Origin of the sequence: Allomuricauda sp. TY007 (assembly GCF_010468565.1) — a bacterium.
GTDB lineage: Bacteria > Bacteroidota > Bacteroidia > Flavobacteriales > Flavobacteriaceae > Flagellimonas.
The window spans coordinates 23,232-47,806 of sequence record NZ_WUEG01000020.1; the positions used below are offsets into that span (position 1 = coordinate 23,232).

Consider the following 24,575-nt stretch of genomic DNA (forward strand, 5'->3'; position numbering starts at 1 on the left):
ATGAAAAATATAGCGATAACAAGTATCATATTTATGGGCCTTTTGACAATGGGCTGCAACGACAAGCCCAATTCAGAATTGGGACATAATGAAGAAAGCACTGCCGCCGAAAATATGAAGGGTGAGGAAGGTGCACACAGTGAAGGCGGTGAAAATCATGAGGAAGAGGAAGGCGTGGTAGTGCTGACCAATGACCAAATCGAAACTATCGGACTTGAGACCAAAATATTGGAAAAACGTAATCTCGGCAATAATATCAAGGTTACCGGAAGGCTCGAACTTTTCCCCCAGGACAAGGCCAATATCAGTCCGTTCATGGGCGGTAACGTGAGGTCAATCAAGGTAATAGAAGGAGATAAAGTACGTAAGGGCGAGGTACTTGCCTATCTTGAACATCCGGATATTATAAGTATGCAGCAGGAATATCAGGAAAAAAATGACGAACTCGTGTTCCTGAAGCAGGATTTTGAGCGGAAAAAGACATTGTTCGACAAGGGTGTTTCCTCGGGAAAGGAATTCCAGATGGCTCAATCAAAATTTCGTTCCACCTCCTCTAGTGTTAACGGCTTAAAGGCAAAACTGCGATTATTGGGAATTAACACGTCCAAGGTAGAAGAAGGTGAAATCTACTCTGCCATCCCAATAACAACACCTATCTCGGGCTATGTGGATGAGGTAATGGTAAGCCTTGGCGATTATGTTGCGCCCCAGTCCAAGATGTTCGCTGTAAGCGATAATTCAAAAATCCATTTGGACCTTAAAGTTTATGAAAAAGATATTCCGAAGGTAAAGGTGGGACAAAAAATAATTTTTACAGTGGCCTCTAAACCTGATGAACTATTGACCGCAGAGGTCCATTCCGTCGGTAAGACTTTCGAGGAAGACCCTAAGGCATTGCACGTTCACGCCGATATAGACAATAAAAATGGCGACCTTCTTCCGGGAATGTATGTTGAGGGCAGGATTACTGAAGGGGAAAAATCTGGATATGCCGTTACAGAGGAAGCTATCGTTAAGGAAGCCGAACAGTCATACATTTTTATTTTAGAAGAGGATGGAGAAACTGAGGGGAATAGGACGAAATTTAAAAGAATTCCTGTAAGCACGGGCATAAATGACCTTGGTTTTGTTGAAATCAATATTCCTACAGAAATGGCCAAAAACATTAAGGTTGTCACCGTTGGGGCCTATACCCTTTCTTCTGAAATGGTCAAGGGCGAACTCGAACACGGACATTAATTCAATAACCATCAAAGGTTTTGATTCCGGGTCTGTTTTCCCCTTAGTTAGTTAAAAATAAACAGTCCCGGGTCAAAATCATAAAAGATAAAAAGATGAAAGAAATAAAAGCATTTATAAAACCGAACAGGATACAACGGGTCATTGAAGCCCTCAGCGATAATGGGTTTAAGAGCATGACCCTATCACAGGCCGAAGGGACCGGGGCATTCAAGGCAAAAGGTGCCAAACCCTCACTTGATTTTCATGTGACGGACAGTCCCGTGGTAAAAGTGGAACTGGTCTGCCAGAACGAGGAGGCCCAAACGGCAATAGACATCATTCTTAAAAATGGCAGGACGCCCGATCCTGGTGATGGTATAATCTATCTGTCCAACATTGAAGATGCTTTCCAGATAAAGACCGGGGAATCCTTAAAACGTTACGACCATTAAACTGTTTACAACCAATGGAAAAAATAGTGAAAAAGTTGGAGAGCAGGGGCATTCGCCCGACGGCAATGCGCCTGATAACCTATAAACGGTTGGCGCAGTTGAACGTTGCCGTTAGCTTGGGCGAACTTGAAAAACATTTTGAACGTTCGGAGCGGAGCACGCTTTTTCGTACCATGAAGACCTTTGAAGAAAATGCCATCGTGCATCAAATCGAAGATGGAACAGGCGTCATTAAATATGCACTATGCGAGGAAGATTGTGAATGTGAGGTCGGTAACGACCTCCATTTACACTTTCATTGCAATAGCTGTGGGGAAACGGTGTGCCTGACGGATCATAAAATCCCACAGATCAACCTGCCCGAAGGCTATGTGGCAGAAGATATCAATCTTGTGGCAAAGGGAGTCTGTGGGAAATGCAATGATGGCCTGGAGTAACATTTTAATTAAAAATTGGAACAATGGTGACGATCTATAAAAAGGAATGTAAAGTTTATATGGTAGCTCGAAATGGACTTGATGCTACGGATCATGAAAATTTGATCCTTCAACTAAAAGACCATATACAGGCACACAACAAAGTGTACTGGTATATTGAGATGGAAAATTTTAAGGCATGGACTGCAAGCTCATATTGGAATGATATTGTTCTTAAACTTCCGAATGAGGAACGTCTAAAACGGGTCGCATTGGTAGGAAATGAAAAATGGCACGAACAGTTTACGGAGGTTTTGACACCCTTTACAAGGGCTCACATGAAATTCTTCGGACCCAGTGAAAAAGATTTGGCCAAAGAATGGATAGAGAAAAAAAACAATTAAAAACAGTTCAATTAATTTTAATGTAAAAACTATAATATACAATCAGATTACCCATAAATACATAGGATATGTCGGGGGGTATCTGGATGTTTATCGTCCCAGGGAGAAACAAAAAAAATTACACAATAAAAATCCGGGGGTTGGCGTGAATCGAATTAAGAGAAAAAGAGTTTGAACAGCAAAAAAAAGTTGTTTTGGGAAAATTAAAAAATAATCGATAATGAAACTGCTTAGTGACAAAAGTGATTTCAAAAACGAAGTACTGGACAACCAAGGACTTCCCATTGCTATTGCGCTTGGATTTATAGCGGGCATATTTATGGCACAACCATTGGGCATTTCCCTGTTGCATTATGGCCTGGGTGGCGATGCGGCAACTGGTGGCATTTGTCCTAAGAAGGATTTCGACAAATCATGGGGTTTGGGGCTATGGACCAAACCTTGAAAAATGTCCTGTTCGGCACAAGGGGAAGCAGTATCGCACTGATGTTTTAAACAAAAAAGGAAATCTCTTGTGTTAGGTGCCTAAATCAGTAAAACCGTGTGTTCAAATCCGGGTGGCCGCCCATATTTTTTGACCAGCACTGGGAACGGTTCCCGGGAATAGGATTATCTGAAGCTCTGGATTATATGGAAATGCACCTAAGTTGATATAAATCCGATAAAAAAGTGAAAAATGACACAGCTATTGAACATAGAAAAAGAAAACGTAATTGCCGCCAAAATCAAGGGCAAAATCACAAAGAGGGATATAGAAAAAATCCATCCGCTGATCCACACCATCACCAAAAAAGGCCATAAGGTACATTTTTACTTTGAACTGGAAGAATTTCACGGTAATGGCCCAAAAGGTTTATGGGCAGATTTAAAAGTAGATACCGCACATATATCGGAATACGGTAAAATGGCATTTGTAGGCGAAAAAAAATGGCAGGAATGGGCCGTCAAAGCCATGGATTTCTTTACTGGTTCAGAAGTCAAATATTTTGGTTTTCAAGATAAGGCAAAAGCAAAAAACTGGATACAAAACAACTAAGGACATGAAAAAACTAAAAATAAAGATTCCCGTAATCCTTCCCCAGGTGCCGGACGAAAAAGATGCCTGTGTCAATAGGCTCATTGATAAACTGAAAGGACGAGAGGGCATTGATAATGTGCACGTATCCGATGAAAAAGCGAACGGTGTTCCTCAACTCTGTTTCCATTACGACCCCGATGTCATTTCCCTTGATAGGGTACAGTCCCTGGCAGAAACAACCGGTGCCCAAATCTCAAATAAATTTGGGCATAGGTTGATAGCCGTGGATGGCATACGCCACACCCGCCATGCCCGAACCATCGAGAAAGCCCTCAAGGAGGTCGATGGGGTACTCGAAGTTTCCGTTTCCGCTTCTGGAATGATACATGTGGAATTTGATAAGGGCATTACAGGATTTGGGGCCATTCAAAAGAAAATAGAAAAACAAGGGTTGTCCATTATTGATCCGTCCATTGGCACAGAATTGTATTTACAACAAATGGAAGTATCCAACGGCGAAGAAAAATCGAGGGTTATTCAGAATAAAAAGGAAAAACAACACCTTGAAGCAAATGGCAAAGGCCACGTTCACAAAAAGGGTGAGGACCATGTTGATGAACAGGGCGAAGACCATGTGCATGCACACGGCGGTATTTTTGGAAAGAACACCGAACTTATTTTTGCCCTAATTTGCGGAGTCATTCTTGGAATAGGTTTTGGGTTGTCCTACCTAGCGGCAGTTCCGGATTGGGTAAGCTTATCCCTGTATATAGGAGCCTATTTTTTTGGCGGTTATTTTACTGCAAAAGAGGCCGTCCAGACTGTTGCCAAAGGTGGTTTTGAAATCGATTTTTTGATGCTGGTGGCCGCCATTGGTGCAGCTATTCTGGGTGAATGGGAAGAAGGTGCACTCCTATTGTTCCTGTTCAGTTTGGGGCATGCCCTAGAGCATTATGCAATGGAGAAGGCACGAAAATCCATCGCGGCACTGGCAGATTTGGCCCCAAAAACCGCCTTGCTGAAAAAAGATGGCAGGACCGAAGAGGTCGGAATCGAAAAGTTGGGTATTGGCGATATCATTGTGGTCAAGCCAAACAGTAAAATATCCGCTGACGGTGTTGTGGTCGATGGAGAAAGCAGTGTCAACCAAGCTCCCATAACCGGGGAAAGTGTACCGGTAGATAAAGTTCCCGTTCAAGATATTGACAGGGACTATTCAGAGGAAGATGATATAAAGGACGAAAACCGTGTTTTTGCGGGAACCATTAACGGTAACAACACCCTTGATATAAAGGTGATCAAGGAGGCAAAGGACTCAACGCTATCCCGATTGGTAAAGTTGGTAAATGAAGCGCAGACCCAAAAATCGCCCACACAGTTGCTTACCGATAAATTTGAAAGGTACTTTGTGCCTTCCGTACTGGTACTGGTCGTACTATTGCTTTTTGCTTTTTTGGTCATAGACGAGCCGTTCAGCGCCAGTTTTTATAGAGCAATGGCAGTACTGGTAGCCGCTAGCCCCTGCGCATTGGCGATTTCGACACCGAGTGCGGTTTTGAGCGGGGTGGCTAGGGCCGCCCGTGGCGGAGTGTTGATCAAAGGGGGGCGACCTTTGGAAGACTTGGGGACACTCACCGCCCTGGCATTTGACAAGACAGGCACCCTGACAGAAGGAAAGCCTAAACTCACAGAAGTGGTCCCCCTTGGGAAACTATCGGAAAATGAACTATTAAAAATAGCCGTAGCGGTAGAAAACCTTAGTGACCACCCTTTGGCAAAAGCCGTGGTCCGAGATGGCAAGGAGCGCCTGAAAGGTGGCGAAATACCCGATGCTTCCGATTTGGAAGCCGTACTGGGCAAGGGTATTAAGGCTTCCTTGGGCGATGATAAAATCTATATAGGGAACCTTGACCTCTATGAAGGGCTTGATGAGAGTTCGCCTTCCGAAGAGATAACAATAAAAGTCCGTGGTCTTGAAGGGGGGGGCAATACGACTATGCTCGTTAGGAAGAATGAAGAATACGTAGGCATCATCGCCCTAATGGACACCCCTCGTGAAGCCGCCAAGGCAACCCTTAAAAAATTAAAGGAAATCGGTATCAAACGAATGATTATGCTTACGGGCGATAACCAAAAAGTGGCCGATGCCGTTGCCAAAGAAATAGGGTTGACCGATGCCTGGGGCAGTCTATTGCCCGAAGAAAAGGTGGATGCCATTAAAAAACTAAAGAAAAAGGAGTCCAAGGTGGCGATGGTAGGTGATGGCGTTAATGATGCACCTGCGATGGCAAACAGTACCGTAGGTATTGCGATGGGTGCCGCAGGAAGCGATGTGGCCTTGGAAACCGCCGATGTTGCCCTTATGGGCGATAAGTTGGAGACATTACCCTTTGCCATTGGCCTGAGCCGAAAGGCAAAAGCAATCATAAAGCAGAACTTATGGGTTAGCCTTGGCATTGTGGCATTGCTTATTCCCTCTACCATATTCGGGTTCGCCAATATCGGAATCGCGGTGGTAATACATGAAGGCTCAACCTTATTGGTCGTTTTCAATGCCTTGCGCTTATTGGCTTACAATGGAAAATAAGAATATGGATGGCACGGTTTTAATCCCCATGTAAAATGACGCTTACTGAGAAAACACTTTTACGGCTCGGCATCAGACCCACTGTGATGAGGGTCAAGATGTATCAATATCTTAAGCGGAGACAAAGTGCGGTATCCTTGGTCGAGATGGAAAAAACTTTTGCCCAAAAAGGCGTGAACAAGAAAACAGTCCATAAAACAACATTTTATAGGACTATCAACCTCTTTATGGAACAAGGTCTGGTCCATCAGATTGATGATGGAACATACATTGCAAAATATGCACTTTCTGATAGAAGTCACATAGACAAACACGATAAAGACTTACATATGCATTTTCATTGCACCGTATGTGGAAAAACACTATGTCTGCCGGATAGAATATCAGAAAAAAGCTTGCCTGATGATTATGAAGTGAGCAATGCTAACCTGGTATTAAAAGGGGTATGTAAAAGTTGTAGAAAAAATAACAAGGATGAAGAAGCTTCAGCAGTTGACCAAGGAAATTAACGAATTTACATTGAGAATTGAGCAGGACTATCCTGAACTATACCAATATCTTGATGAAAATCCCATTACAATCCGTGATTGTGAAACACCTTAGATTTCCGTCAACCCGTTCGTGGAATATTTGGATAGCCTAAAGTCATTCTTGGAAAGATATATAGGGTCGCATAAAAAAATGAAGCCCTGAAATATAATTGATTCAGTAGTATATTAATGAACAAAAGCACTTTTAAAATCAGTAAAATGGACTGCCCTTCAGAAGAGCAGATGATTCGGATGAAGTTGGAGTCCCATACACAAGTAAAACACTTGGATTTTGATATTCCCAACAGAAAATTGGAAGTATATCACTTGGACGGCACCAAGGAGATACAAACGTCCATAGCCAGCTTACAACTTGGGGATTCCCTAGAGGGAACCATAGAAGCCGAACCGCCCGTAATGGAAGAACAATCCAAACAAAAAAGAATGCTTTGGTGGGTCTTGGGCATCAACTTTGGCTTTTTCGTTATCGAAATGACCACTGGTTGGATTTCCTCTTCAATGGGACTTGTGGCGGATTCGTTGGATATGCTGGCAGATTCCATCGTTTACAGCCTGAGCTTGTTTGCTGTAGGCGCAGCCATGTCACGCAAGAAAAATATAGCCAAAATCAGCGGCTATTTTCAAATGGGATTGGCCCTCTTGGGCTTTTCAGAAGTACTGCGTAGGTTTTTCAGCGATACTGGAACGCCCTTGTTCCAATGGATGATCATAGTTTCAATTTTCGCATTGGCAGGTAATTTGATTTCCCTCTGGCTCATCAACAAAACCAAGAGCCAAGAGGCCCACATGCAGGCGAGCGCCATTTTTACGTCCAATGATATCATTGTGAACGGCGGTGTTATAGTTGCAGGTGTGCTGGTCTATTTTCTGAACAGCAAATGGCCCGATTTGATAATTGGTGGCATCGTCTTCATGTTTGTGATGCGGGGCGCCTTAAGAATATTGAAACTGTCGAAGTAGCTTCAGAAAGCCTAGGATTAGAAATATGATGACCAAAAAACAATGAATATCCAGATTTGGGCAATAGTATTGGGATCGACGACCTGGGGACGCGTTCGGGTTCGAACAGATTGTTAAGGTCATTGAAGATGCTCCAAAGCTGGGGCTGAATAAATGGTGGACAGCCATCAAAATTATTGAATATGTCCAAGAACAGAAGGGAGAGAAGGCTTGCGAAAAAAGATAGAAAACCCATGAATGGAGGAATAACGAAGAAAGACAAAGTCTCATGTATGTTGATATTTACCGCAATGTTCATAGTACTTCTCCTCCTTTACTTTTTAGAGGCCATTCTATATTTCTTTTACCTTCTTATTGAAACGTAACAAAAACAAAGCGATATGAAAACAACAACAATCTTGGTTCCAGTAGATTTTACATCCGTAGCAAAAAATACGGTGAACTATGTTATCGGCCTATCGAAGCAACTAACGACAAAAATGATTTTTGTTCACGCCTACACCGTGGCATATCCATCGAGCACTCCCATGGGAATGGGAACCATGGCAGCTCCGATTTCGGGAGCCCGTGAATCCCAGGAAAAATCAAACAAACAAAAACTCAAGGATTATCTCGAAAGCTTTCCGGAACTCGCATCCAAGGATTACAAAGGTTTCGTTGATTTTGGCGCGACCGTAGATGTTATTTGTCAAACTGCCAAAGATGAAAATGTTGACGCCATCATTATGGGGACCGAAGGAGCAGACTCCCCGATGGAAGAATTTTTTGTGGGCACCGTGACTGAAAAAGTAAGTCGTAATGCACCTTGCCCGGTATGGGTTGTTCCAGAAAGCACAAAGTATGATGCTATTGAACATTTGGGCTTGGCACTGGACGGGGACAGTTTGGGCAATGAGGCTGATAAAGACCTATTGATCAAGTTGCTGGAAACATTTACTGCCAATTTACATCTCGTACAAATTACGAATGACAAGGAGGATATTCCCTTAAAAGAAAATGAAGTGCTTTCATATTATAAAAACCTTTTGGGCCAAAGGGAATTCACCTTCAACATTTTCCAAAATAAAGATACTGAAGAAGGCATCAACAAGTTTCTAAGGGAAAACCCAATAGATTTGCTGGTGCTACTCTTCAGGGAACACGGATTTTTTGAGCGGGTATTGGAGAAAGGACTAAGAAAAAGATTGGTTTTTGGTTCCGATAAACCCTTACTTATACTCAAATAAGATAATCTCCAGCAATATCAATACATATTTTTCGGCTTTAGATAAATGGTTGCTAAAACGGATGGATTTGATTGTGATGCGGCGATGGAAACCGAAAAAGCGATCATTCAAACCCATCAACCATCCAAAGTTGTTTGATCCACTAAAAAAAGTCGATCAACCCGAAAACTTGGTTTGCAGAACAATATATTCAAGTAATTGTCCTGATTTTGGGAGCAGTTAGGATGGCTAAAAAGTGGAGCGTTTTGCCAATATAGGTTTGGCATTATGGACTATTTTAAATGCTATTGGATTGCAAAAAATGAAATGGTGCTGACTCATATTCATACAAGTAATCTTTAGGACCAACTTTGCTGGTATAAATTAGGCTTACATAAAAAAATAGCCCATCCGAATATTCGGATGGGCCATTAAATGATTTGGATCACTTAGAGCTCAAAGATCAGGATATCCTTTTCGATCTCCGACTTCCGCTGTTCCAAAGTCTTCTGCAACTGGGTGGTCACCAAATTGATGAGATTGCTGTTGGTGGTCTTGAACTCCAATCCATGGGAATCCCAGATGTAAAATGAACTGGAACCGTCTTGGTTGTAGTTGAACTTGGTGAGTTCTCCAAGGGTCTGGTTCAGGCGTTCCCTATGGTCGCCAAGCCTCTCAACTTTTCAAACTTCTGGATCCGGCTGTCGATGCTGCCGTGGCACACAATAGGGAGTACAGTCTGTATGCACAACGTAAAAAACTTGAGGGAAAACCTTATTTCTTGATAATGAACAATGTCTCCAATAAAATTTTAACAACTGTTTACGGAGTGGTCCAAAGTAGGAGACCATACGATATCAACCATATTTGCGTTGATCCTAGAAATATAACTAGGACAAACTTGCCATTAAAGGTAAATTAAAAGAATCAATTTAAACGTATTTAAGTATTTGCTTAATTTATTATACCTTTGTACTAAATTCATCCCATGAAACTTGAAACTAGCTGCATTAGGGCAGAGGCCGATTACGTTCAAATACTACGCTGTAAAGAAGAATTGAACGCTGTATCAGCTTCCATCGAGGTAATAAGTAAGGTTATGGCACTGGCCGGTAATAAGGTTCGTTTTAAAATGTTGTATCTGCTGCAACGGGAAAACGAATTATGCCCTTGTGACTTTGCGGATATTCTGGAAATGAGCGTTCCCGCTATTTCCCAGCATTTACGTAAGATGAAGGATGTCAATGTCATTTCTACCCGTAGAGATGGTCAAACCATCTTTTATCGAATTTCAGAGGAGAATAAAGCTTTTTTGACTACTATTTTAAGTAATGTAGCACCTGAAAGAAAAACTGCATAAAATGAAAAAAACAATGACATCAAATCGAACTGCTTTTGCTGGGTTGTTTTCGGCTATCGTAGCTTCTCTATGTTGCATAACTCCTGTTTTGGCGTTGCTTTCCGGAACTACGGGTGTTGCCTCTACCTTTTCTTGGGTAGAACCCTATAGGCCTATTTTGGTAGGTTTGACCGTTTTGATTCTTGGTTTTGCCTGGTATAAAAAATTAAAGCCACGTCCACAGGATATTGATTGCGCCTGTGATGATGACAAACCTAAATTCATCCAATCAAAAACATTCTTGTTTTTGGTGACCATTTTTGCTGGTATTATGTTGGCGTTTCCTTATTACTCGCATTTGCTCTTTCCCAACTCAAGCGTTAAGAAAAAGGTCCTTTACGTATCCGAAAACAATGTAGGTGAATTGAACTATTCCATTCAGGGGATGACCTGTACAGGTTGCGAAGCCCATATTGAAAACAAAGTCAATCAATTGCAAGGTATTTTGGAAGTAGATGCAAACTACGAAAAATCTAGTGCTTTGGTGAAGTATGACAAGGGTAAGGTAACACCTGATGAAATAGCTACCGCCATTAGAAAAACCGGTTACAAAATCATTGAATAATGGAGGTTATCTTAAAATCCACTCTTACTTGCCCGAACTGTGGGCATCAAAAAGAAGAAGAAATGCCGACAACGGCCTGTAAATTCTTCTACGACTGTGAGAATTGTAATAAAGTACTAAAACCCAAAGAGGGAGATTGTTGTGTTTTTTGTTCTTATGGTTCAGTGGCCTGTCCTCCCATACAATCTGGCACTGGTTGCTGTAATTAATGATTTTGACTGACTCAATAATCTAAAGTTCTATGGTGCTATGGACACTTTTACGATAACAATTTTGCTTAATTCTTTAAAGAAATTTGGTTTTTAATAGAGTATATAAATAGGGACAAAGGAGCGGCTTTATGCCGTCCCTTGTCCGGCAAATTTTTGCGGGCTTAGCTTTCGATGATATTGGTTAAGGCGATATTCTTTTACAGATTAATAATGCCCCTTTCCCTTGTATTGTTGGAAAAGCTCAATGCCCTTCTCAGTCCGCTCATATCCGAACTGATTTTTTCTTCCAAGACCCTTGCATAGACCTGAGTGGTCGAAATCTTGGTGTGGCCCAGCATTTTTGAAACGGTTTCTATGGGAACACCATTCGATAGTGTTACCGTGGTGGCAAATGTATGCCGGGCCGAATGAAAGGTAAGGTTCTTGGAAATCCCCAATAAGGCTGTTATTTCCTTTAAATAGGCATTTGTTTTTTGGTTTGAATATACCGGAAGTAATTTACCTTGGTTCAAATGGGGATGGTCCTCATATTTTTCCAGAATCTGCTTTGCGACTTCAAGTAGTGGGATTTTTACGGGTTGTTCATTTTTTTCACGTTGGGTAAAAATCCAACGTTCTCCATCAATACCAACCACGATATTGCTTTTGTCCAACAACCTGACATCCGTATATGACAATCCGGTATAACATGAAAACACGAAAATGTCCCGTACTATACCATATCCCTTGTCCTCAATATCGGCCTCTTGGAAAAGCTTCAGCTCCTCTTGGGACAGAAATTCCTTTTTATATCTCTTGAATTTAAGTTTATACCTGGTAAATGGATTTTTTTCCAGCCATTCAAGATCCATGGCCAGATTCATCAATTTACGCAGCCTTTCCAAATGTTTCATAACACCGTTATTGTTCAAAGGGTTTGAATTTTGGAGGGATGGCCCTTTTCTCAGATACTGTTCAAAGTCAATGATGAAACTGTACTTCAGATGCTTTAGGTATATATCATTGGTCTTCTTTTCCCTAACAAGAAACCTTCGAATATAATTTTCGGTGGTATAGTAATTCTTCAGCGTCCCCGGTTTGAGTACGCCTTTCATATTTTGGTTGTGGTACGCCACTAATTCCAATAAAGTTTTATGTCTTTCGTCATGCCCGACGAACCTAGCCTTTATGGATTTTGCCGTAACCAACTCAAATTCAGCGGATAACTGTTTGTGGCATTGTAGTAATTTGGCATATACCTGGTCCAGATAGGTGTTCAATGCCTTGCCCTCAGGTGTCCTGGAGGTGGTTTTCTTCGCTTTGGTGTCCCAATAGGTAACCGATGTTTGTCGTTGTAAACTGATTTCTGCACGTTTTCCATCAACCGTTACACGTGCATAAATTGGGGCCGAATCCCCGTTTCTCTTGGCTATATTAAGCCAAAAATGGATGCTAAAAGTTCTTGTAGTGCCCATAGACTCTCACTTTAAGTTAATACTCGATTTGATATCGAAAGTCAAATCGAAGCGAAAGTCAAATGCTAAGGAGTTACCAATGTAGTGAAAAAATCCGGTCGAAAAAAGGTAACCGAATAGGTAACTTTTGTTTTGATTTTAAAGCTAACTGTATGATATCAAAAAAAATGAAATCAATTGAAAATCATACAGTTAACTTTTTATTGGTGTCTATTGACACCCTCTTTGTCGGGGTGGCAGACTTAGCTACCACCCAATAAACCACTGTTAACCAAATATTTATGTCATTTTTTCAAATTATGCACACCGGATTGCACAACAAAACCATGAAAAGAACTTCTGAAATATAATTTGCCCTCCTCTAGTTCCAACAAAATACAAAAAAGATCAAAGAAAATTGTAGAAATAGTTAAAGAATGGATTCTTATTTATTTGATTTTTACTCATAGTTGTTAGCGGAATCTTCAATACTAACCACTATTTAAAAATAGTTCCCTCCTATTTTTTGGCATCTAAAACTACTTATTAGTATAAAAAATAATATCAATTGAAAAAACTGATTCTGTTACCAATCTATGATTGCATTTAAAGCATCATGGTCAAGGGGCTTTTCGATAAAAGACTTTACCAAGGGGTGTACTTTTGCCCTATTTATATCCTCGGGGTCAATTGAGGATGAAATTATGTGTATTGTTAAATGAAGTTTGTCTTTATGGGGCATTAAAGCTTCTAAAAACTCCCAACCATTCATAACTGGCATATTAAGGTCTAAAAAAATCAAATAGTTAACACTCGGGTTACTTAAAATATGGTCCAATGCTTGTGAACCATTATAAAATACCGATATGGTAATGTTTTTAAAAATGGGCTCCACTATATTTTGGTTTACAAAATTCGTTATTGCATCATCATCAATCAATAACAGTTCGTCAATCATTTTGATAGGTATTATTGGTTATTTTGGTTATTTTATGTATTTCTTCATCAATTTCATCGACAGAGGTGGAAATCAGTTTTAGCAAGTCCTCGATTGATATACTTTCTTTTTTGTCATTTTTATATAAATAGACCAGCGACATTATCCTTGTCAGAGGAGCCCTAATGGCATGTGATTGAAGCCATGCAATTTCCTTCAAAGTCTTATTTTGCCTTCTGATTCTTTCTATCTGGTTTTTAGAAATGGTAATATCCATTATAGAGCCGACAGTACGAATTGGATCGCCGTTTTTTTCCCTCAACATGTAACATTTATCCACTATATATCCAAATTGGTCATTTTCTAATTTGACCCTATATTCCAGAGACCAATGGTTTAAATTTTTGTTCGATATATTTTTATTCATTGCCTCCCAAACCCTCTTTAAGTCATCCGGGTGTATTTTTTTGAACCATGAGTTATCTAAACTAAATGGCTCATCAAAAGTTTGTTCATTCCCCTGAGCATCGATATAACTTCTAATAACAACATTCTTTTGATGATTCAATTCCCAAATCATTTGATTGCTGGCCAACATGGCCAAATGGAACCGATCGTTATGAATTTCCAGTTGTTTCTCATACTCTTTTTTTTCCGTTATGTCCTGGATAGTTCCTTCAATATGTGAAGGATTTCCTTCATCATCCAGCATGAGTTGAATTTCCTGATGAACCCATCCAATTTCCCCAGAAGCTCTTATAATTCTATGCTCAAAACCTTTGACCTTACCGGGTTCCAGATGATTATTTGGGTCATTTTCAATAAGGTAACGGTCATCGGGGTGGAATGTTTTTGTGACATTCTCCATAGTTGGGGTAAAGTTCTCCGGAGTATACCCGTAAAGTTTATAGGTCTCTTCGCTCCATTCGGATTTTTCCTTTTTAAAATCCCTATGCCAATATCCGAGCTTGGCGATTTTTTGGGCTTGCTTTAATTGCTTGTTGGCCTTTGTCAGAGATTTCTCCACAGCTTTTTGGGAAGTAATGTCCTTAGCCACTGCTAAGATTAATTTTTCTTCATGCTTTATCGTGCCTGACCAAACGAACCATTTTGGGTCCCCGTTTGAGGTAATCATTCTCAATTCATTCCCTTCGTCAATAAATATTTCTTTGTCCTCTTTGAATTTTTGTTGTAAAAATGCCCTATCGGATTTGTGAATGAATTTGTTGTAATCAGAACCCAATAAATCATTTTTTTGAATACCAAGTGATTTGGCGCACGCTTCGTTTGCTTGCTTTAGTTTACCATCAAAACCTATAATACAAAACGGATCAGGAGAAATTTCAAAGAAGTCTCTATACTCTTCTTCGATTACTTTTTGGGTAATAATGGCACCTAATTCAACACCCAAATCTTCAAATAGGTAAAGTGTATTCTGAAATACATTTTTCTCCATCCGGGAAAAAAGCACCAAACAGCCTATGAACTGGTCATTATTAAAAACGGGAATACCCATGGCAGTTTCAATTCCGGCCTTATTGGATGCTGTAGCACTTTCAAATTTTGGGTGTTTGCCAAGATTGTTCCAAATAGTATTTTCCTTGGTTTCCCATACATGTTTATGCAATCCTATATTATCTCTGCTCTTATTGATTGGAAGGGTATATAGATAAAAGTCTTCGGGTTCGTCACCTTCAAAACGTTTGGCCATTCTGTTAAGTTTTCCATTGTCTTTTGACAATAGCCAAACTTCACATGCATCAATAGCTTCTAAATCCATTAAAAGGGCAAGGGCCTCGTATAAACAATCCTTTAACAATCCCGGTTTTCCAATGGTCCTAGAGAGGGAATAGATAAGCTCCCTTTTCATTCGGTGCTGAACCTTCTTGGTCACATTGATGGTATTGGCCACAATTCCATTGACAGAAGGTTCCAAAAGATGGTTTGTCAATACAGTTTCCAACCACATCCAATTACCATTTGAATCCATTGCTCTGTATGGAGAAAGTGACAATTGTTTTTCATGCAGCACCTTTTGAAAGCCTTCCTTTATTCTGGAAACATCCTCAGGAGAAACTACATCAAAAAAACTGGCACCTTGTAATTCGTCAATAGGTAAACCCAGCATCGAGAAATGGGTAGGTGAAACATATTTATAAATTCCATCCACATCCATGATGGATATCAATTCATTTCCTTTCTGCACTAAGGTCTTGAATCGATTTTCACTCTCCTTGACCTTCAAAAATGAATCCGCCCTATCAATTAAAAGAGATAGATTGGTGGTCAAGGTTTCCAATAGTTTGAGTTCTTCTTTCTCCCATGTTCTTTCTTTGGTGCAATCATCAATACCGATAAAACCGTTAAATGTAATATCAGTATTCAGTGGCAGGATAAGAATGGATCTGATACTTCTTTTTTCCAAAAATTCCTTAAATAAAGAGTCTTCCACTCCTGAAATCTTGGCATCAATTTTTTGACCTTTCTTTAGTTGAGGAAGGATTTTTTGTAATAGTACAAAAGGTATGTTTTCAAACTCTTCAATGGCTGAGTCTGATTCATTTATTATACTACTCCTGAGTACCTTTTGTGAAATGGCATTGGTTTCCTTGTCATTTTGAAAAAAATAAATCCTATCCAATTTCAAGGTTTCACAAACTATCCCAAAACAGTTGTTCAGTGCCTTTTTTAAGTCTGAAATCCTGACCAAATTGTTGTTCACATCAGAGATTGATTGAAATATCCGGGCCTGATATTGATTTTTTTTCTCGTAATCAATAGTTTTTGAAATATCAATTGAATTGACAATTTCGGCATGCTTTCCATCAAAGGTTATTAAGTTGGCCTTTAACATTACAGGAAAAATGGTTCCATTCTTCTTTTGATGTCGAAAGAATCCTTCTTTATAAGAGCCTTCTCTATATAGGATATTTTCTAATGCAATTTTTAACTTGGGGATATCTTCCTTTGGCCTAATATCCAAAATGGTCATGGAAAGAAATTCCTCCTCGGAATATCCGTATTGTCTAATAGCTTCTTTATTGACCTTGAGAAACGCTAGGGTTTCAATGTCAAATATCCACATAGGATGTGGACATAAATCAAATATTAAATCTTCAGGAGTGTTATGTTCAAACTCTGGTACTGGGGGCATATTTAGTAAGTAGGTAAAAAATTAACGACAAATAACATTAAAAATTATATAAAAAAATAAGGATTTTCCTTCAAACCTTGAATCTACAAATTATTAACTATCTGTAAGCTTCCCTTAAAACCAGACTGTTTAAAAGTATTACATAGAACAACAAGCGTCCCATAGAATACTTACCTCCACTTTTGCGCATGGATCCTATCGGGTTTTTGTAGTGATTCCGGTAGATAAGCGTAAAGCAAAAACACGATAGGGCGCAACCTACTTTTTGGATTTCAGTAGCCCATGTCCTCACCCGTGCCCCTTGCCTTATCGATACCCCTTCCAAGGGCTTTGATAATCTTGGTCGCAATCTGTACTTTATTGGTCGGTATCCTGGGAGCCTTGACACCCATGGTTTTAAGTAGTTTAAAGGCCATATCCTTATCCTTAGTGGGCAGTCCCATCACCTTGGCAAAGAACTTCCCCGGTTCCTTGGCATGGGCCTTTCTACCAACATAGGATTCCACATAGTTCCTCTTGAACCCTGTTGTCCTGTCAAAGGTTTTTTCTGCTGCTTGGTAAAAGCTGTCCCTATCAAAGCCCCTTTTGACCGTCTTTCCGTTCAGTTCCACTTCGGATGCCTTGTGCTTGGCCATCGGAGAAAGTGTATAGGTGTTCGTTACGTCCCTTCTACTGACTATGATATGGATATGGGTCTGTGGGCCCTCCTTTTGCATCCCTGCGGCCACCAATTGTCCGTTCTGTTTGTGTGGGGCCAATCTTGTTTGCTCTTTGATTCTTTTTTCAAGTTCCTTGACATTACCGATGGATTCGCCCCGCTCCACTTTCCGTATCTCGTTCGTGAGCCTTGCTATTTCTCCTCGGTAGGGGGCATTTTCCTGAACCTGTCTGTCAAAACCCCGATAGGTGCGTTCATGCTCTATTTTGGCATAATATTTCAAATTTTCTGCCTTGATCTCTTGGTTGCGATGGAAACTCTTGGCATAGTCTTCCATCAGTTTCCTTGTATATTCCCTTAGCATATTTGGGTCATTGCCTATGGCCTTCAGTTCCCTTTGGTTGGGGCTGACCACTATTGAATAGAATTTTGGGTCTTTCTGCTTTAGTTTGGCCGTATTGGCATCTATTTCATCGATGACCGTTTGGGGGCTTACGCTATCATTTTCTTGGTCGAAGAATTCCTCTCGTTGTTCGGGCAGCCTATCTTGGTTCTCCTTTTCCAGATAGTCCACATAGTTCCCTACACTGGAGTTATAGGTACTGCCCATTTTCTGTGCCGAGATGGTAAGGTACATAGCTGTTATCTTAATTGGTATTTTAAACTTTCAAAGTCCCCGATCCCCATATTGATCTTTAGATACGGCTTTCCCATCATGGGCTCCACCTTCTCCACATTGTTGAGGATTTCATTGCAATGCTTTTTATAATCTTTGAATTCTTGCAGTATCCTATCGTGCTCTGTTTTCGGAACGGTATTCCTAGGCTCCAAAAAATCCATTCGTTCTTCCTGTATCTTGACGGATTTAGATTTCGGTTTCCTCCCATCTTTTACATAGGCCTCGTAAAGGATCAACATCATTTCATAGGTGGGCCGGATACTGGTCTTTTCCATGTTCTTGATGATGGCGATGAGCCTATCGAATTTTTTCATCATCTGACGCTCCAATTTTTTGATACTGTCAAGGATGATCTTTGTTCCCTCTCCAAAAGGGTCATGGTTGTTCTCCTTGAAGTATTGTATCATTCCATCCAACACTTCGCTATGGGACTTGTTGAACCTTTTGGAATAACTGCGAAAGCGCAAAGCTGTTTCCTTCTTTACCGTGATATTGGAATAACCACCTGTCCCTTTCTTTGTTCTGTCGTTTGTTGATTGCTTTTCCATAGGTGCGATTTTGTTTTTTAGTGAAATTGCGTCATTTTTTGCGTCAAAAATTTCCAGTGTTTATTGGGCCTCCGAGGGCATTTACTGTAGATTTCGGAAAAGTCTACTGTAGCCCCAGATTTTGTACAGTATTTCAAAATCTGTTCAATTCACTGGTTTTCAACTTGTTGAAGACCCGAAAACAAACGTGATGGCGCAATTTGCGCATCACCCTCTTGCTATTCCTACGTCCCGCAAGCGGGACCGAATGAATACAGCATGATTGAAAATCAGCTGCCCTTTAATTTTATGTTGTTTGGTACGGACTTTTGGAAAGTCAAATCAAATATGCCGTACAAAAAATGTGCTGTACTTCAGCTATATAAATATAAAGCTTTAACAATAAGAATGGAAATCTAGATTGTTTCCAAATGATACGTTTTGGCACTCAAATAAATGGTCTATGAAAAAATTACGAAATTAACGGCAGGGTTATGATTGCTTGAAGCCAGGGTGAAATCCAAAAAACTGGAAGTGAGGAATTAAAAAAACAAGAATTATACTTGTAAGTCGTTTTTTGTTAAAAAACGTTATTTTTATTCCTAAATGGTAATTTTCTATCTTAATAATGAATATGACCAATAAGATTTGGTACGAAATGATAAATATAAAATACGGAGAAATTTACCTGACTAAATATCTCGGTCTACAACGTACCTTAAAAAAATCATTTCAAATTTTGACATTACTTGTCTCATTGAGTGGCATTTTGGGATGGAAATATTTTGAAGATTATGTTTGGGTTGCATTCATCCTTATTGCCGTTGTACAACTTTTGTTGCTAGTCGAAAATCAAATAATTCGTTCGGATAAGGAAATAGAGGAAATCTCCAATTTGAGGATGATGTATACACGATATTTTAACAAACTTGAAAGCCTTTGGACCAAATTTCAATACAACCAAATAAAGGAAAAAAAAGCAATGGACAGATATTTTGAACTTCGACAGTCTGATTGGGAAAAAATTGAAGAACTTGATTGTAAATTAAATATCAAACGATACAAAAAGATGAGAAACAATACTGAAATAGAAACAAACCATTATTTAAATAAATATCATATCGATGGCTAAACAAGAGAGGCAAAACGGCCCGCAAGGAACCCCCAGAAACAATCCAGGAGGTGGAGAGTCCAAACCAAAAGGTCAGGTACCTACAATGAGAAACCCTCCACCGCCCCCACCAAAAAAGAACAATTAGGTATTTTTCGTTTACTTTTTGTTATTTATGTCTTGGGAAAAGGGAATAGAGTTAGGATTGGAGCTCTTAAAAAGCTTTGGGGTTATAACTGCTTCATTTGTGGCTATTTGGGGCATCAACAGTTGGAGACGGGAAGCCAGGTGGAAAAGAAAATATGAACTGGCCGAAGAGGTGTTGGCTAGTTTATATGAAGCACATCAGTCCATTAAAATCATCAGAAGCCCACTTGGTTTTGGAGGTGAGGGTTCAAGTCGGACAAAAAATGAAAACGAAACCAAAGAGCAAACAGAAATTTTCAACCAAGCTTATGTAGCGAGGGAAAGATATGAAAGAAACAAAAGGCCCTTGGACAAGCTCCATAGTCTGAAATTTCGTTTTATTGCTCTGTATGGTAAGGAATATGAAGCACATTTTAATGTATTTTCTCAAACTGTAAACAAGATATTCCTTGCTTCTGATCAGATTGCCATGGTAAAACTGGGACAGTTTGGTGATGACCGCAAACTGATCAGTGAAATCATGACTCAAAGCAGTAGGGATTTGTATGCGGCTTTCAAGGATAAAGATCAAATCGAAAAGGATTTGACAACGGCCATAAAAGCTATCGAAGATAAATGTCGGGTAATTATTGGCAAAAAAGATTAGTTACACGCATAGAATTAAGAAAACATACGGATGAACTTACAATCTGCTGTTTTAGTGGTTAGGGGCTTATTTCCTTTAACGGTAACAATTCTATTGCCAATTGCAGTACCTCAACTATATTGTAATCGAAGCCGTTTACATGAAGGGGCGGCTCCACGTCCTCCTGTAGACAGGTAACGCCCAACAACAGCAGTGACCTTGCTCTGCAAAGCATCTCGAAGCTGTTGTCGAATTCAAGCCTGCGCACATAGGGCTCCGCTGTTGCACGATGTGCATTGGGCGTTTCCAAATCTAGTTCTTCATTATGATTGAAAATGCCATTATCGATATTGCGTTTGAATATGGACAGCTCCCGATGGAACAGGGTCTTGATGTCCTTGGTGAACAATGACAATTTTTGGGACAGCTGTTCCAGTTCATTTTTGGTAATTGTGTACCTATGGGTATAGCGGGCGGATGAATAGGCATCCTCCAACAGGTCGAGCAATTTGCTGTCCCTATCGGATTCAATTTGGAACGTGCCACCGAGCTTGTCCAACATTTTTAATACATAGCCTTGATGGTTCTTGATGCTATGGCATATCTTTATCCTCCCGCATATGAAACGTTCCAATATCCTATATCCTTGTTCAAAGGTCTGGTGCAGCATAAAGGCACTCTGGGGAAGGTTTCCCAATTCCCTAAAATAACTGGCTCCCTTCCTAAAGGATTTCATTCGTGTCATGTCCCGTTTGAATTCCCTTTTGGCCGCTTCGTAAAGCTTGGTCGGCTCCATGTCAGGAAGGATTATTGGGGAGTTGTTCCCTCCATTTTTGTACACAATGCTGTCTCTATTGCAGTTATTCAAAAAGTACAAGTTGCCCTCTTGGGCTTCTTTTCGTGCATAATTGGTTGAAAAGACACTGTAGCCGACATCGGGGTAAGGTATCATTATGGCATCGATAACGGGCCGAACCTGCTCGGGAAAGTCCCTTTGGGACGCTCTTGCCAGAATGTCCAGCCGATGTTTAAACACATGCCCATCCCCACCCCTGTTCAGGTGGATACAGTCAATTTCCAGCTCTTGGGCTATTTTGTCGATGATGAGTTGGTCAGATGTTTTCATAGGTATATTATTTAGTCATGGCGAGGGAGGTCAATATAGGTCTATCAAGTCAACTATCTTTTTTATGGGGACTGACTCCCTGACCCTTTCCCTAAAGGATGACCGCTCCCATATAGTGCCATTTTTGCCATGTAATACCAATTCAAAATCGTCCAGTCTGGACCGTAACATGGTGACCATTCCATCAGGAATGTCCATTTCGTGGATGTCATTTTTTTTGTTGTCCATCCTAAGCAATAGATATTTGGCATTTACACTGTTCCTTGAAAAGATTGCCCATTCAAAATATCTTACAATCGCAATAGGCTCTTGTCCATTGAGCAATTCTTTGATCCGTTCGGTTTCCATTTTTCTCCGATGATATGGGATAAAGGAAGCAATGGAATATCATGTACCGAAACAGAATGTCATGTATTGCACCATGGGAGGGTTGTATTTTACGGATGCACGGTATTATTAAAAAATCCTATATTTACGTAATGGAAACAGCTACCAAAAACAACCACATAGGAAGGAAGATAGGCCGCATCAGGGAATTAAGGGGTATGAAACAAGAGGCCCTTGCCATGGAGTTGGGCATCAGCCAACAGGCCATTTCAAACATTGAACAATCAGAGACCATCGAGGATACCAAATTGAAGGAAATTGCCAAGGCCTTGGGAGTGACTCCCGAAGCCATTGAAAACTTTTCGGAAGAAGCTGTTTTCAATATCATAAACAACACTTTTAAAGATAACAGTTCAAATAACAACAATTACCTGTGTACCATAAATCCCTTGGAAAAGATTATTGAGCTTTACGAGCGTCTCGTCCAAGCTGAAAAGGATAAAGTCTCTTATTTGGAGCAACAGTTGAAAAAATAAAGAATTCAATTCTAAATCTTGAATTTTATAGTAAAAAGGAGCGATGGTATTTGCTCCTTCTTTGTTTCATGTAGCTGCACTTTTTTTGATTGCTTTTTCTTTGAACCTAATCAAAAGATTTCCAATATCCTCACTAATCTTGGATTCCACGACTCTGGCATAAATTTGTGTAGTGGACAGTTTGCTATGCCCGAGAAGTTTCGAGACTGTTTCAATGGGTACACCATTTGACAACATGACGGTTGTGGCAAAGGTATGTCTTGCAACATGAAAGGTCAGGTTTTTGTCAATGTCACAGGAATCCGCTATCTCCTTTAAATAGGCGTTGGTCTTTTGGTTGGAACTGATTGGCAACAGGCTTTCTTTATTTTCCATTTCTGGACATTGCATATACTTTTCCAAGATTTCCCGTGCCTTTGGGAGCAAGGGTACTTTAACTGGTTTGTCCGTTTTTTCACGCTTGGTATTAATCCAATGGTTACCATCTATCCCCTTTACGATATTGTTACGGTTCAGCTCCTTGACATCCACATAAGATAGGCCTGTGTAGCATGAAAACACAAAACAGTCCCTTATCCTCTCCAAACGTTCGTTCCCCATTTCAGTGCTTTCCAATTGCTCCAGTTCCTCTTCGTCCAGAAACTGTCTATCATATTTGTTATATTTCAACTGGAACTGGTTGAACGGGTTCTTGTCCATCCATTCCAATTTGACGGCAAGGTTGAGCATCTTCTTGAACCTTTCCAGATGTTTCATTACCCCATTGTTGCCCAATAAGAGCCTTTTCTTTGAATCTCTGTAATTGCGCAAAAAATGTTCAAAATCCGTTACAAAGGCATAGTTCAACTGTTTGAGGCGGACATCGTTTACCTTTCTTTTCTTGGCTAAAAACCTATACAGGTACTTTTCCGTCGTATAATAGTTCTTCATCGTCCCTTTTTTCAGGACAATTGACATATTCTCATTATGGTACTTGATAAGTTCCCTTAAGGTCTTGCTGTTGTCATCCTCGCCTAGATAACGGGACTTGATGGCATTTGAGGAAACCACCCTGTTCTCTTCCAAAAGTTCCTTATGGCAGTCCAATAGATTACTGTAAACGCTGTCCAGATAGGCGTTCAATGCTCTGATCCTCTGTGAACCTCCCCTGCCCCGGTTCCGTGAACTGTCCCACTCCTTGGAGGGAATGTTTCTTTTAAGACTGATTTCGGCACGTTTGCCATCCACGGTAATCCGTACATAGATGGATAATTGGTTTGGAATGCTCCTTGATTTTCTGGTAAAGAAAATTACCGTGAAAGTGTGCTTTGATTTCATTTTTCATGACTTTGGTTAAACAATAAATTGTAAAGACGAAAGTCAAATCGTACTCTAAAGTCCTTTCAAGTTAGTACATTCCGGATTAATCGTTGTACACCGAATTGTACACCTTTTATTTGGTTTTAAATGAAATCAAACGAGTGCATAAAAAACAAAAAACACTGAAAATCAAATGATTAACAGTGTTTTGTTTTGACCTATTTCTAGGTTCGTCGGGGTGGCAGGATGACCCTTCCCCCCTATATTGTATTGTATATCAGAAATTTACAGAGTCCAAAAATGTCTGTTATCCGAATTGTTGACGGTAATGCAAATGAACTGTAAAGGAAGGTGAAATCCTTCCGGTCTAGTAAAGATAATGGCTTTATATTATCAAAACAATTTAAAGTTTATTGATTTTCATCTATTCAATTCCTTTATTAGTAGCCTTTAGGATTCAATTCCTATGGACCTATCTATTTATCGTAGCCATTTTTCAAGATTATTTCAAAAGCTTACAACATCTTATCCCAATATGTTACGGTTTTTCTCATTCTCATTAAACTAAATATTCTTAAATTGGAATCCCCATAAAAGGATATTACCCCTGCTCAAATATTTTATTGTAAAAAATATACTCCAATCCCCCTTTGGGAGTAATTAGATTGTACACCATTATTAGTTACATTAATTAAACAATGGAAGAAAAAATAGAAGTAAAACAAACAATAATCCCAATAAGCGAGCCTCCCCCCTATCACTCGCTTTCACCAAAAATTGACTCAGATAACCATAAGGAATACTGTGAAGCTTTAGATTGGGCATTAGAAAATAGAAAAGATAAGGATATCAAGAATATTGCTCTAACCGGTCCATATGGTGGATAAGCCGGGTAAACTGACCCACCTTCGCCGGATGAAACTGACCATGGCAAATGGACTGCCCAGATTTGATCTATCCTTGGGTTAAACTTAGTTTTTATTTTTCAATTTTCTTCTCATTGATTCTCCTTTTATATCTATTCTG

The 24,575-nt window shown here is 40.0% G+C and carries 27 protein-coding genes; 19 read left to right on the top strand and 8 right to left on the bottom strand.

What is annotated here, in order from left to right; all coding sequences use genetic code 11:
* The 15 genes from GO009_RS16330 to GO009_RS17700 all read left to right on the top strand — a co-directional run bounded on the left by GO009_RS16330 (nt 1) and on the right by GO009_RS17700 (nt 10,987).
* Nucleotides 1–1,239: an efflux RND transporter periplasmic adaptor subunit gene (locus GO009_RS16330; RefSeq protein WP_163627762.1), complete on the top strand. Its 1,239-nt coding sequence runs from the start codon at nt 1–3 to the stop codon at nt 1,237–1,239.
* Between the two features lie 95 nt (nt 1,240–1,334).
* On the top strand, nt 1,335–1,673 hold the full coding sequence (locus GO009_RS16335; RefSeq protein ID WP_163627764.1) for a P-II family nitrogen regulator: 339 nt from the start codon (nt 1,335–1,337) through the stop codon (nt 1,671–1,673).
* Between the two features lie 14 nt (nt 1,674–1,687).
* On the top strand, nt 1,688–2,110 hold the full coding sequence (locus GO009_RS16340; RefSeq protein WP_163627766.1) for a Fur family transcriptional regulator: 423 nt from the start codon (nt 1,688–1,690) through the stop codon (nt 2,108–2,110).
* A 23-nt stretch (nt 2,111–2,133) separates the two neighbouring features.
* A complete protein-coding gene (locus tag GO009_RS16345) occupies nt 2,134–2,493 on the top strand; it encodes an STAS/SEC14 domain-containing protein (protein WP_163627768.1) in 360 nt (119 codons plus the stop codon).
* Between the two features lie 220 nt (nt 2,494–2,713).
* Entirely contained in the window at nt 2,714–2,938 is a 225-nt protein-coding gene (locus GO009_RS16350; RefSeq protein ID WP_163627770.1) for a hypothetical protein, read from the top strand.
* A 231-nt stretch (nt 2,939–3,169) separates the two neighbouring features.
* Nucleotides 3,170–3,529, top strand: a complete 360-nt coding sequence (locus GO009_RS16355; protein ID WP_163627772.1) for an STAS/SEC14 domain-containing protein — start codon at nt 3,170–3,172, stop codon at nt 3,527–3,529.
* A 4-nt stretch (nt 3,530–3,533) separates the two neighbouring features.
* Nucleotides 3,534–6,098: a heavy metal translocating P-type ATPase gene (locus tag GO009_RS16360; RefSeq protein WP_163627775.1), complete on the top strand. Its 2,565-nt coding sequence runs from the start codon at nt 3,534–3,536 to the stop codon at nt 6,096–6,098.
* A 35-nt stretch (nt 6,099–6,133) separates the two neighbouring features.
* Nucleotides 6,134–6,607, top strand: a complete 474-nt coding sequence (locus GO009_RS16365) for a Fur family transcriptional regulator (protein WP_163627777.1) — start codon at nt 6,134–6,136, stop codon at nt 6,605–6,607.
* Nucleotides 6,608–6,817: 210 nt separating this feature from the next.
* Nucleotides 6,818–7,609, top strand: a complete 792-nt coding sequence (locus tag GO009_RS16370; RefSeq protein WP_203532481.1) for a cation transporter — start codon at nt 6,818–6,820, stop codon at nt 7,607–7,609.
* Nucleotides 7,610–7,791: 182 nt separating this feature from the next.
* Entirely contained in the window at nt 7,792–7,974 is a 183-nt protein-coding gene (locus GO009_RS16375) for a hypothetical protein (protein ID WP_163627781.1), read from the top strand.
* Between the two features lie 15 nt (nt 7,975–7,989).
* Complete coding sequence (locus tag GO009_RS16380) at nt 7,990–8,835, top strand: universal stress protein (RefSeq protein WP_163627783.1); 846 nt, start codon at nt 7,990–7,992, stop codon at nt 8,833–8,835.
* Nucleotides 8,836–9,254: 419 nt separating this feature from the next.
* Entirely contained in the window at nt 9,255–9,407 is a 153-nt protein-coding gene (locus GO009_RS16385) for a hypothetical protein (RefSeq protein WP_163627785.1), read from the top strand.
* Between the two features lie 395 nt (nt 9,408–9,802).
* Nucleotides 9,803–10,174, top strand: a complete 372-nt coding sequence (locus GO009_RS16390) for a metalloregulator ArsR/SmtB family transcription factor (RefSeq protein ID WP_163627786.1) — start codon at nt 9,803–9,805, stop codon at nt 10,172–10,174.
* Between the two features lies 1 nt (nt 10,175).
* Nucleotides 10,176–10,778: a mercuric transport protein MerTP gene (merTP, locus tag GO009_RS16395; RefSeq protein ID WP_163627788.1), complete on the top strand. Its 603-nt coding sequence runs from the start codon at nt 10,176–10,178 to the stop codon at nt 10,776–10,778.
* Nucleotides 10,778–10,987, top strand: a complete 210-nt coding sequence (locus tag GO009_RS17700; RefSeq protein WP_163627790.1) for a GDCCVxC domain-containing (seleno)protein — start codon at nt 10,778–10,780, stop codon at nt 10,985–10,987. The genes merTP and GO009_RS17700 overlap by 1 nt, the downstream gene beginning before the upstream one ends.
* A gap of 200 nt (nt 10,988–11,187) precedes the next feature.
* Here the strand turns inward: GO009_RS17700 and GO009_RS16405 are convergent, their stop codons facing one another.
* The 5 genes from GO009_RS16405 to GO009_RS16425 form a co-directional block, all read right to left on the bottom strand.
* Nucleotides 11,188–12,444, bottom strand: a complete 1,257-nt coding sequence (locus tag GO009_RS16405) for a site-specific integrase (RefSeq protein WP_163627792.1) — start codon at nt 12,442–12,444, stop codon at nt 11,188–11,190.
* 565 nt (nt 12,445–13,009) lie between these two features.
* The gene (locus GO009_RS16410; RefSeq protein ID WP_163627794.1) at nt 13,010–13,381 is read right to left on the bottom strand and encodes a response regulator; all 372 of its coding nucleotides are present in this window, start codon (nt 13,379–13,381) and stop codon (nt 13,010–13,012) included.
* On the bottom strand, nt 13,374–16,514 hold the full coding sequence (locus GO009_RS16415; RefSeq protein WP_163627796.1) for a PAS domain-containing protein: 3,141 nt from the start codon (nt 16,512–16,514) through the stop codon (nt 13,374–13,376). The genes GO009_RS16410 and GO009_RS16415 overlap by 8 nt, the downstream gene beginning before the upstream one ends.
* Before the next feature lie 272 nt (nt 16,515–16,786).
* Nucleotides 16,787–17,809: a MobB family relaxase gene (mobB, locus tag GO009_RS16420; protein ID WP_163627798.1), complete on the bottom strand. Its 1,023-nt coding sequence runs from the start codon at nt 17,807–17,809 to the stop codon at nt 16,787–16,789.
* A 5-nt stretch (nt 17,810–17,814) separates the two neighbouring features.
* On the bottom strand, nt 17,815–18,399 hold the full coding sequence (locus tag GO009_RS16425) for a BfmA/BtgA family mobilization protein (RefSeq protein ID WP_163627800.1): 585 nt from the start codon (nt 18,397–18,399) through the stop codon (nt 17,815–17,817).
* Nucleotides 18,400–19,012: 613 nt separating this feature from the next.
* Between GO009_RS16425 and GO009_RS16430 the strand changes: the two genes are divergently transcribed.
* Nucleotides 19,013–19,510 carry a hypothetical protein gene (locus tag GO009_RS16430; protein WP_163627801.1) on the top strand — a complete coding sequence of 166 codons (498 nt, stop codon included), beginning with the start codon at nt 19,013–19,015 and terminating at the stop codon, nt 19,508–19,510.
* Between the two features lie 154 nt (nt 19,511–19,664).
* Nucleotides 19,665–20,282 (top strand): hypothetical protein, encoded by a 618-nt coding sequence (locus tag GO009_RS16435; protein ID WP_163627803.1) that lies wholly within the window; start codon nt 19,665–19,667, stop codon nt 20,280–20,282.
* A 58-nt stretch (nt 20,283–20,340) separates the two neighbouring features.
* Here the strand turns inward: GO009_RS16435 and GO009_RS16440 are convergent, their stop codons facing one another.
* Complete coding sequence (locus GO009_RS16440; protein WP_163627805.1) at nt 20,341–21,387, bottom strand: hypothetical protein; 1,047 nt, start codon at nt 21,385–21,387, stop codon at nt 20,341–20,343.
* A 30-nt stretch (nt 21,388–21,417) separates the two neighbouring features.
* The gene (locus GO009_RS16445) at nt 21,418–21,735 is read right to left on the bottom strand and encodes a hypothetical protein (RefSeq protein ID WP_163627806.1); all 318 of its coding nucleotides are present in this window, start codon (nt 21,733–21,735) and stop codon (nt 21,418–21,420) included.
* Between the two features lie 131 nt (nt 21,736–21,866).
* Here GO009_RS16445 and GO009_RS16450 point away from each other — a divergent pair, with 131 nt between their 5' ends.
* Nucleotides 21,867–22,250: a helix-turn-helix domain-containing protein gene (locus GO009_RS16450; RefSeq protein WP_163627812.1), complete on the top strand. Its 384-nt coding sequence runs from the start codon at nt 21,867–21,869 to the stop codon at nt 22,248–22,250.
* Between the two features lie 66 nt (nt 22,251–22,316).
* Here the strand turns inward: GO009_RS16450 and GO009_RS16455 are convergent, their stop codons facing one another.
* Nucleotides 22,317–23,567: a site-specific integrase gene (locus GO009_RS16455; RefSeq protein WP_163627808.1), complete on the bottom strand. Its 1,251-nt coding sequence runs from the start codon at nt 23,565–23,567 to the stop codon at nt 22,317–22,319.
* Nucleotides 23,568–24,247: 680 nt separating this feature from the next.
* On the opposite strand from GO009_RS16455, the gene GO009_RS16460 reads away from it, so the two are divergent.
* Nucleotides 24,248–24,436, top strand: a complete 189-nt coding sequence (locus GO009_RS16460) for a hypothetical protein (protein WP_163627810.1) — start codon at nt 24,248–24,250, stop codon at nt 24,434–24,436.
* Nucleotides 24,437–24,575 lie beyond the last annotated feature (139 nt).